The sequence below is a fragment of the Candidatus Thiosymbion oneisti genome (assembly GCF_900092655.1).
GTDB classification, from domain to species: Bacteria; Pseudomonadota; Gammaproteobacteria; order Chromatiales; family Chromatiaceae; genus Thiosymbion; species Thiosymbion oneisti.
In genome coordinates this window covers 1-7,272 of record NZ_FLUY01001349.1, presented here as the reverse complement: position 1 = coordinate 7,272, position 7,272 = coordinate 1, and the positions used below count along the sequence as shown (strand labels likewise).

7 protein-coding genes are annotated in these 7,272 nt (G+C 57.7%); 3 read left to right on the top strand and 4 right to left on the bottom strand.

Going from position 1 to position 7,272, the window contains the following annotated elements:
- Positions 1 to 524: 524 nt before the first annotated feature.
- From BQ17_RS13900 to BQ17_RS13890, 3 genes are all read left to right on the top strand, one after another.
- Positions 525 to 2,066 carry a class I adenylate-forming enzyme family protein gene (locus BQ17_RS13900; RefSeq protein WP_176722431.1) on the top strand — a complete coding sequence of 514 codons (1,542 nt, stop codon included), beginning with the start codon at positions 525 to 527 and terminating at the stop codon, positions 2,064 to 2,066.
- 52 nt (positions 2,067 to 2,118) lie between these two features.
- Complete coding sequence (locus tag BQ17_RS13895; protein WP_218068272.1) at positions 2,119 to 3,186, top strand: alpha/beta hydrolase; 1,068 nt, start codon at positions 2,119 to 2,121, stop codon at positions 3,184 to 3,186.
- A 189-nt stretch (positions 3,187 to 3,375) separates the two neighbouring features.
- Positions 3,376 to 4,353, top strand: a complete 978-nt coding sequence (locus tag BQ17_RS13890; protein WP_089728037.1) for a patatin-like phospholipase family protein — start codon at positions 3,376 to 3,378, stop codon at positions 4,351 to 4,353.
- A gap of 162 nt (positions 4,354 to 4,515) precedes the next feature.
- Here the strand turns inward: BQ17_RS13890 and rsfS are convergent, their stop codons facing one another.
- From rsfS to BQ17_RS13870, 4 genes are all read right to left on the bottom strand, one after another.
- Positions 4,516 to 4,869 carry a ribosome silencing factor gene (gene rsfS, locus BQ17_RS13885; RefSeq protein WP_089728035.1) on the bottom strand — a complete coding sequence of 118 codons (354 nt, stop codon included), beginning with the start codon at positions 4,867 to 4,869 and terminating at the stop codon, positions 4,516 to 4,518.
- 44 nt (positions 4,870 to 4,913) lie between these two features.
- Positions 4,914 to 5,576, bottom strand: coding sequence for a nicotinate-nucleotide adenylyltransferase (gene nadD, locus BQ17_RS13880; RefSeq protein WP_089728033.1), 663 nt, complete (start codon positions 5,574 to 5,576; stop codon positions 4,914 to 4,916).
- A 188-nt stretch (positions 5,577 to 5,764) separates the two neighbouring features.
- Entirely contained in the window at positions 5,765 to 6,187 is a 423-nt protein-coding gene (locus BQ17_RS13875) for a hypothetical protein (protein WP_141699283.1), read from the bottom strand.
- Complete coding sequence (locus BQ17_RS13870) at positions 6,168 to 7,049, bottom strand: alpha/beta hydrolase (RefSeq protein ID WP_089728029.1); 882 nt, start codon at positions 7,047 to 7,049, stop codon at positions 6,168 to 6,170. The genes BQ17_RS13875 and BQ17_RS13870 overlap by 20 nt, the downstream gene beginning before the upstream one ends.
- Positions 7,050 to 7,272 lie beyond the last annotated feature (223 nt).

Below are 7,272 nucleotides of genomic sequence, written 5' to 3'. Positions count from 1 at the left end.
AGGTTGCCGCCGCACTCCAAAACGTCCGGTGGTACCCTTCCATGATCGTTGGCAGTCCGGAATCCATAAAGAGCCTTGATCGATTGTAGGGTCCGCTGTGCAGATCAGGATGTTGCAACCATTTGACACATAAAAACAGCTTCTCGTCCCCACGTGCCGCGTGGGGACGTGGAAGCTCCACGCTGCGGAGAAGGTGGGTCGGAACAGCCTCTTGCCGACAAATCCTGGCCGGCAGGATGCCGGCGTTCTCAGCGTTACGGCGGAATGCGCTGCGCTTTCCCGCCCTACGGTCCTCCCCAACCCTCTCCCGCCGAGGGTGTCGCAAAAGTTCTTTCGAACCACAGAGGACGCAGAGAAGAGCATAAGCCAATTCTCTGCGTTCTCTGTGTCCTCTGTGGTTTAAACTTCACAGGCTGGCAGCTGACACCACCGTTTTGCGACACCCTCCCTAATGGGGATGCCAAAACCTGCGGGGGAAGTTACCATATTGGAACTAGGGGATCACCTGGGAGCCGACTGTCCTCATGCACGCAGCCGATCTACTGAGCCATCGTGCCTTGCTGACGCCGGAGCGGGAGGCGTTGGTGGAGCTGGCGACCGGGCATCGCTACAGCTTCGCCGATCTCAATGCCCGCGCTAATCGCCTGGCGCATTTTCTCCGCGACCGCCTCGGGGTGGAAAAGGGAGACCGGGTATCGATTCTGGCACACAACAGTGTGGTCTACTGTGATCTGTTCTATGCCGTGGGCAAGATCGGGGCCCTGTTGGCGCCCCTGAACTGGCGGTTGGCGGCGCGGGAGTTGGCCTATATCGTCAACGACAGTCGGCCCAAGGCGTTGTTGTGCGGGCCCGAATTTGCAGGTACCTTGGCATCATTGCGGGCCCAGGTGGACCTGGGTACCTGCGTCGCGCTGGAGGGCGCCGCTATCGACGGGGCCCTGGATTATGATACGGGCCTGGCGGCGGCACCGGAGACGGAACCGACGCGGCCATCGGGGCTGGACGCCGAGGACCCCTACTGCCTCCTCTACACCTCCGGTACCACCGGGCAGCCGAAAGGGGCAGTGATCCCGCACCGCCAGGTACTCTTCAATTGCATCAACACTGCGGCCAGCTGGGGACTTTCGGAACAAGATGTCTCGCCGGTGTTCGTTCCCCTGTTTCACGCCGGTGGTCTGTTCGCCTTCCTGACGCCCTTGTTCTACCTCGGCGGCAAGATCATCCTGGCCCGCAGCCTGGAGGTCGAGGAATCCTTGCGGGTCATCGAACAGGAAGGCTGCACCGTCATCCTCGGGGTGCCGACCATCTTTCAGCTGTGGATGAAGTCGCCACGATTCGCGGCGGCGGATTTCAGCCGGGTGCGCTGGTTCATCAGCGGCGGGGCGCCCTGCCCCGAGGCCATCATGAAGGTCTGGCGGGAGCAAAAGGGTGTGGTGTTTCGCCAGGGATACGGGCTCACGGAGGTGGGTCCCAATTGCTTCAGCATGACGGACGCGGAATCCGTCCCCAAGAGCGGATCGGTGGGGAAGCCGATCTTTCACAGCGAGATGCGCATCCTGGACGAATCTGGTAAAGAGCAGCCCGCAGGCGAGGTCGGGGAGCTGCTGATCCGGGGTCCTCATGTCTGCTCGGGATACTGGGAGAACCCGGAGGCCAGCGCCACGGTGATCCGCGACGGCTGGTTTTACACCGGAGACATGGCGCGGCGTGATGAAGACGGCTTCTATTCCATCGTCGGCCGTTTTAAAGACATGATCATCAGCGGCGGCGAGAACATCTACGCCGCCGAGGTCGAGGCCGCCGTCCTGGAGCACCCGGAGATCGCGGAGGCGGCGCTCATCGGCGAGCCCGATGCCAAATTCGGAGAGGTGGGACTGCTGGTCGTGGTGGCGCGGGAAGGCACAGCACCCGCCGCGGAATCCGTACTCCGGACCTGTGCGGATCACCTGGCGCGCTACAAGATCCCCAAACGCGTAGTCTTTGCCGACGCCTTGCCCTACTCGCCCTACGGCAAGGTACAAAAGGCGGAGCTCAGGCAACGCTATTTGAATTCAAAGGAGGGCTGAGGTTCTACCTCGGTAAACAGCCGGCTTGTCGATTCCAACGTCTATTCCAACCTTGACCGGTGTCATCGCGCAGACGATCACCACCCCCCGGATCACCACCCGCGTCCTGTTCACCGGCCCCGAGAGCGGGACCCCGGTCCTGTTCCTGCACGGCAATGTCACCTCCGCCACCTGGTGGGAGGAGGTGATGCTGAGTCTGCCCGGCACCTATCGGCCTGGGGGCTATCGAGGAATTGCGCCGGACCAGCGCGGTTTCGGCGCGGCGGACCCGAATAAAAAGATCGACGCGACCCGGGGCATGGGCGATCTGGCGGACGATGCCTTGGCCTTACTCGACCATTTGGGGGTGGCGCAGGCCCACCTGGTGGGAAACTCCATGGGGGGCTCGGTGACCTGGCGACTGCTGATGGCGGCGAGTGAACGCCTCTTGACGGTGACCTTGGTCAACCCAGGCTCTCCCTATGGTTTCGGCGGCACCAAGGACGTACAGGGCACCCCCTGCTGGGAGGATTTCGCCGGTTCCGGCGGCGGCTTGGCCAACCCTGAGTTTCTGCGCCTGGTCGAGGCCGGTGACGCTGGCCTTGACAATGCATTCTCTCCGCGCGCCGTGCTGCGGATGCTGGTCTACAAGCCGCCCTTCATCCCGGCCCGCGAAGACGACCTGGTGGCGGCCACCCTCCGGACCCACATCGGACCTGAGGATCTGCCGGGAGACAGCGTCGAGTCCCCGAACTGGCCGTTCAAGGCGCCCGGTCGCTGGGGTATGGCGAATGCCGCATCGCCCAAGTATGCCGGTGACCTGGAGGGTCTGTACAGGATCGAGCCGAAACCTCCCATACTCTGGATACGCGGTAGCCATGACCTGGCGGTCTCCGATGCGGCGGCCTCCTGCCCGGGGGCGCTCGGGGCCGCGGGACAGATTCCCGGCTGGCCGGGGACCGAGGTCTTTCCGCCTCAGCCCATGCTGGGCCAGACCCGAGCCGTGTTGGAGCGTTATCGGGCCGCCGGCGGCGCCTATGAGGAGGTGGTGATCCAAGACACCGGTCATGTCCCCTTTATCGAGAAATTACCCGAGTTCAATCGGATCTTTCATCCCCATTTGGAGACCCCGCGGACGTAAGGTAGTTGGTGTGTCGTTTGATAGAAACCGCTTAATGCCCACCGCCAATCCGGGAAACCATGTTTGAACCGATAGGTCAAGGTCAACAGGTGTTTACGGCGATTTCCGGGTAGCCGTTCGGAATCCATAACGGGCCTTTTTCAAGACACCCGGTAGACAATCCGGATAACAAACAAGGTAGAAACAGTCATGAAAAAATACGGTTTTGTCGCCTCCGGCGGCGGTTACAGAAGTTTTTATACGGAAGGGGCGCTGGTCTGGTTACGGCAGAATGGGGTCTCGGTATCCCATATCGCCTCCACCAGCTCGGGGAACAATATCGCCCTGGATTACCTCCTCTGGGATCAGGAGAAAGAGGAGCTACCGCCGGTCCTTACCCGGACCATGCGCTTGAGTGTGGGAGACATCTTTCATGTCTTCAAGAACTTTCTGGGTCTGCGGCCTTCTCTGCTCCCCAACGGCTCTCACCTGTTCACCGTCGACAAGGACAGTTGCCGCAATTCCCTGACCCTGGACCAACCCGCAAGACAGGAGATCCTGAGCGGAAATCTGGCTGCCGTGAGCTGGGATGTTTTCACCACCAACCTGACGCGACGTGAAGGGAGATCTTTCCGGATCAACGACATCCTGTCCGCAATCAATCCGGGTACGCTGGACCGCTTCATGGACGTATTTCTGGCCGGCATCACTACTATCCCTTATTTCAAGGCGGTCGAGATCGACGGCGATTTCTATCTGGAAGGCGGATACCTGGACAACACCCCCTTGAGGACCATGTTCGAAGATCCGGAAGTGGATGAGATCATCGCCGTCGATTTTACCGACTATGATTACCACGACGCGCTCAAGAAGCTGTATGCGACCCAGGTGTTCACCTTGCCGTTGAACAGCATCGACATGTATCTCCTGGTGAGCGACATCCAGCTGAGCCTACCCAATATCAAGGTCTTTACGGAGGCCAATCGCATCAACCGCATGCTCGAAGCACTCGACAAGACCTCCCTCGAGCTCGACGGGAAGACCTACTATCGCAAGCCGGTCCATATATTGAGTCCCAAGAATCTGGAGAGCATGACCATCTCCTTGAAGGACAGTACGATCCAGAAAAAGTACTTCGAGCTTGGAAAAAACGATATGGCGGAGCTATCGGCCAATCGTTTGACATAGACGCGTGCCCCAGGGCAACCGACCTAAAAAATTTCTTGTACTCCGCTGCTGGAGGGCTTTGAACGCCGCTGCTCCGTCTCGATTGATGCTGCTGGCTTTGACGCTGGAAGGTGAGAGCCAACCAGCGGCTATGAATTCGCAATATCAATCAAAACTTAAGTACTAGCGCACGGCTGCCTCGGATGCTACCAGCGCGGGCGCCGACCAGAGGCGTTCGAGGTTATAAAAGTCGCGCACCTTGGGCAACATGATGTGGACCACTAGGCCGTTGAGGTCCACCAGGGCCCATTCACCCTCCCGCACCCCCTCAGTGCCCAGGGGAGGCTCTCCCGCATCCTTGGCGCGGAAGGCGACCGTCTCGGCCAGCGCCTTGACGTGACGTTCCGAGGTGCCGGAAGCCACAATCATAAAGTCGGTCACCGTGGTCTTGTTACGCACATCCATAACCGAGACGTCCCGGGCCTTCATGTCGCCGAGGACGTTCAGGATCAGCCGTTTCAGTTGCTCTATCTGCATCGGATCTCCTCTGGACTTAAGGATTTCAGGCACAGCGTAGGATTCTAAGGGTCATTCAGGTCGATAGTAAGGGCTTGTAGGCGATACAGCCCCTCGCGTTCGATGAAGGCCAGCACACTTGCGGGGAGCAGGAAGCGCGGACTTAAGCCCTGCGCGACCTGGGATCTGATGGCCGTGGCGGAGATATCCAGCTGGGTCACCTCCCGGCACAGGATCAGGCCGCCGGGGACCTGGGCTAGTGCTGCGGGGTCCGTGGCCAGACGCGGCTCCATCCAGCGCCGCAGCTCAGGATCCGTCACCGCGTCCGCTCCGGGGCGGCGCATGATCACTAAATGGGCCATACCTGCAATGTCCTCCCAGCGATACCAGGTCGGGAGTTCTGCGAAGGCATCCAGTCCCGTCAACAGGCAGATGGGGAGCTGGGGACCGAACTGTGCGCGTAAGGACACGAGGGTATCGTAGGAGTAGGAGCTGCCGGTGCGTTGGAGCTCGCACGGGTCCGCGACAAACCCCGGTTGGCCTTCCACTGCCGCCCGTACCATGGCGAGACGCTGAGCGGCCGTCGCCACCGGTTGCATCCGATGCACGGCGGTGCTTAGGGGAACGAAGCGGATCTCTTGCAGCGGCAAACCCTGGAGCATATCCAAGGCCGGGCGCAGGTGGCCGAAGTGGATCGGATCGAAGGTGCCGCCGAAGATGCCGATCATGCCGCGCGCGTTCGGGTTTCCATCCGTGCGATTACCGATGAAGGTAAGCGCTTAAAGCGCCCCAAATCTTTCTCGCTATCCGACAAGAGGGAGGGGCAAGGGTTCCCACATGTTTCCGTGAAAATATGCCGAAACTTGGGTATTTTCATTAGTTGGGATGACTAACTTCACACGGCGGTCATATAAAGTTAGGGCATAAGTTGCGTCGAGTCAGTTGCCGGGTTTATCGTCAAGGTCTTTGTAAAGCGATCGTATTCCATAGTATAAGCCTTAGCCCAGCTATTATCGCTGTGATAGGGAATAATATGCTCCTCATCTTTATAGCCCGCAAATTTGGCCTCCGTAAACACACTCAAGGCCCAATCATCTTTCCACGGAGTACCAACAAAACATCTATTTATTTGAACCAGATTGTTTTTAATATCCAGAGCTTTTATCATATTGCCGACAATAAAAAAGCGGTGATTGGTTTCATCTATCCGCACGATATCGACATTAAGAATGTTTTCAACACAATCTGCCGCTTCGCTACTATGGGTAGCCGCACAACCCAATCCGGAGATTGCTGCTGCACTTATTACAATAAGGAGCTTACTTATTGAACTGATCAAAATTCCACCTCCTTTCCTCCCGTCTATCCGACGACGCTAAAAATGAACTGATGAGTTCGATACGTGCTCGATGGACTCGGATATTCGAGTCCATAAATGGATGCGCAAAGTCGCTTCGCACTTCGACGCGACTCCCTCGTGTTTTTGCGAGGTCTCTTAGTTCCTGCGAATTCTTTAGTGGTACAACTTTGTCGAGTTCTCCGGCAACCATTAGAAATCGGGAACCATCTTTCGGGAAGTTGACCACCGGATCGTACTCTTGCGGGCATCCCACGTTTGAGACGCGGCTTGGCGTCGAGTCAATGACGGCGCGATCGAAGGAGATGCCTGATCCAACTACATTTAGCAAAACGATCCCACCGAAAGATATGCCGTAGAGAAATCGCCTGCCGTGCGTTGATCCATTGATGCTGTCGAAGATTTCCTTGTAGTCATTTACAATTGCCTTCAGTCGGCGCTTTCCTTCCGAATTGCCGTAACCCCGATAGTCGAAGATGTACGCCTCAATTCCTGCTTGTGAAAAATTGGCTAGGCTGGAAAGTAGTTGATCAGCCAACATTGCGTTACCTTGAGCTACCAAGACAGAGCCAACAACAGTTCCCTCAGGGTGCATGCTTCTTAGCTTGTAGCCCCTCAAGACACGACCGTCCTTTGTCTTGTGCGATATCGGTTCTGCGTTTGGAACGTGATTAGCAACTTCTGTACTCGGCTCGCCGGCGGCGCTGCTCCACAGCAAGAACATAAGAGGTTCTTGTATTGACCCGCAGATGCTCTTCTCTGGATTTTCTGGTTTGGCTACAGTGGCGGTCATCAGTGTCGAGATGAGGATAAGCGACGTGAGAATCAGACGAAGCTTTTGCATGTAACTTCCTCCGCGCCCCTTGTGCTGCTGCCACCTAACGCTTCACATCAGCCGACCCACAAAAGCAGAGCGAAGCGGCACTTTTGTGGGTCGGCTGGATGTGATTGTTATACGTCTCTTACACGGCTGGCAAATTCCAGAAATTTGTCGTGTGGAATGATTCGGCGACGAGCTTCAAATTCTGGCGCTTTGGCATCTTCTCTGTTGAAAACCACCCCTCGAT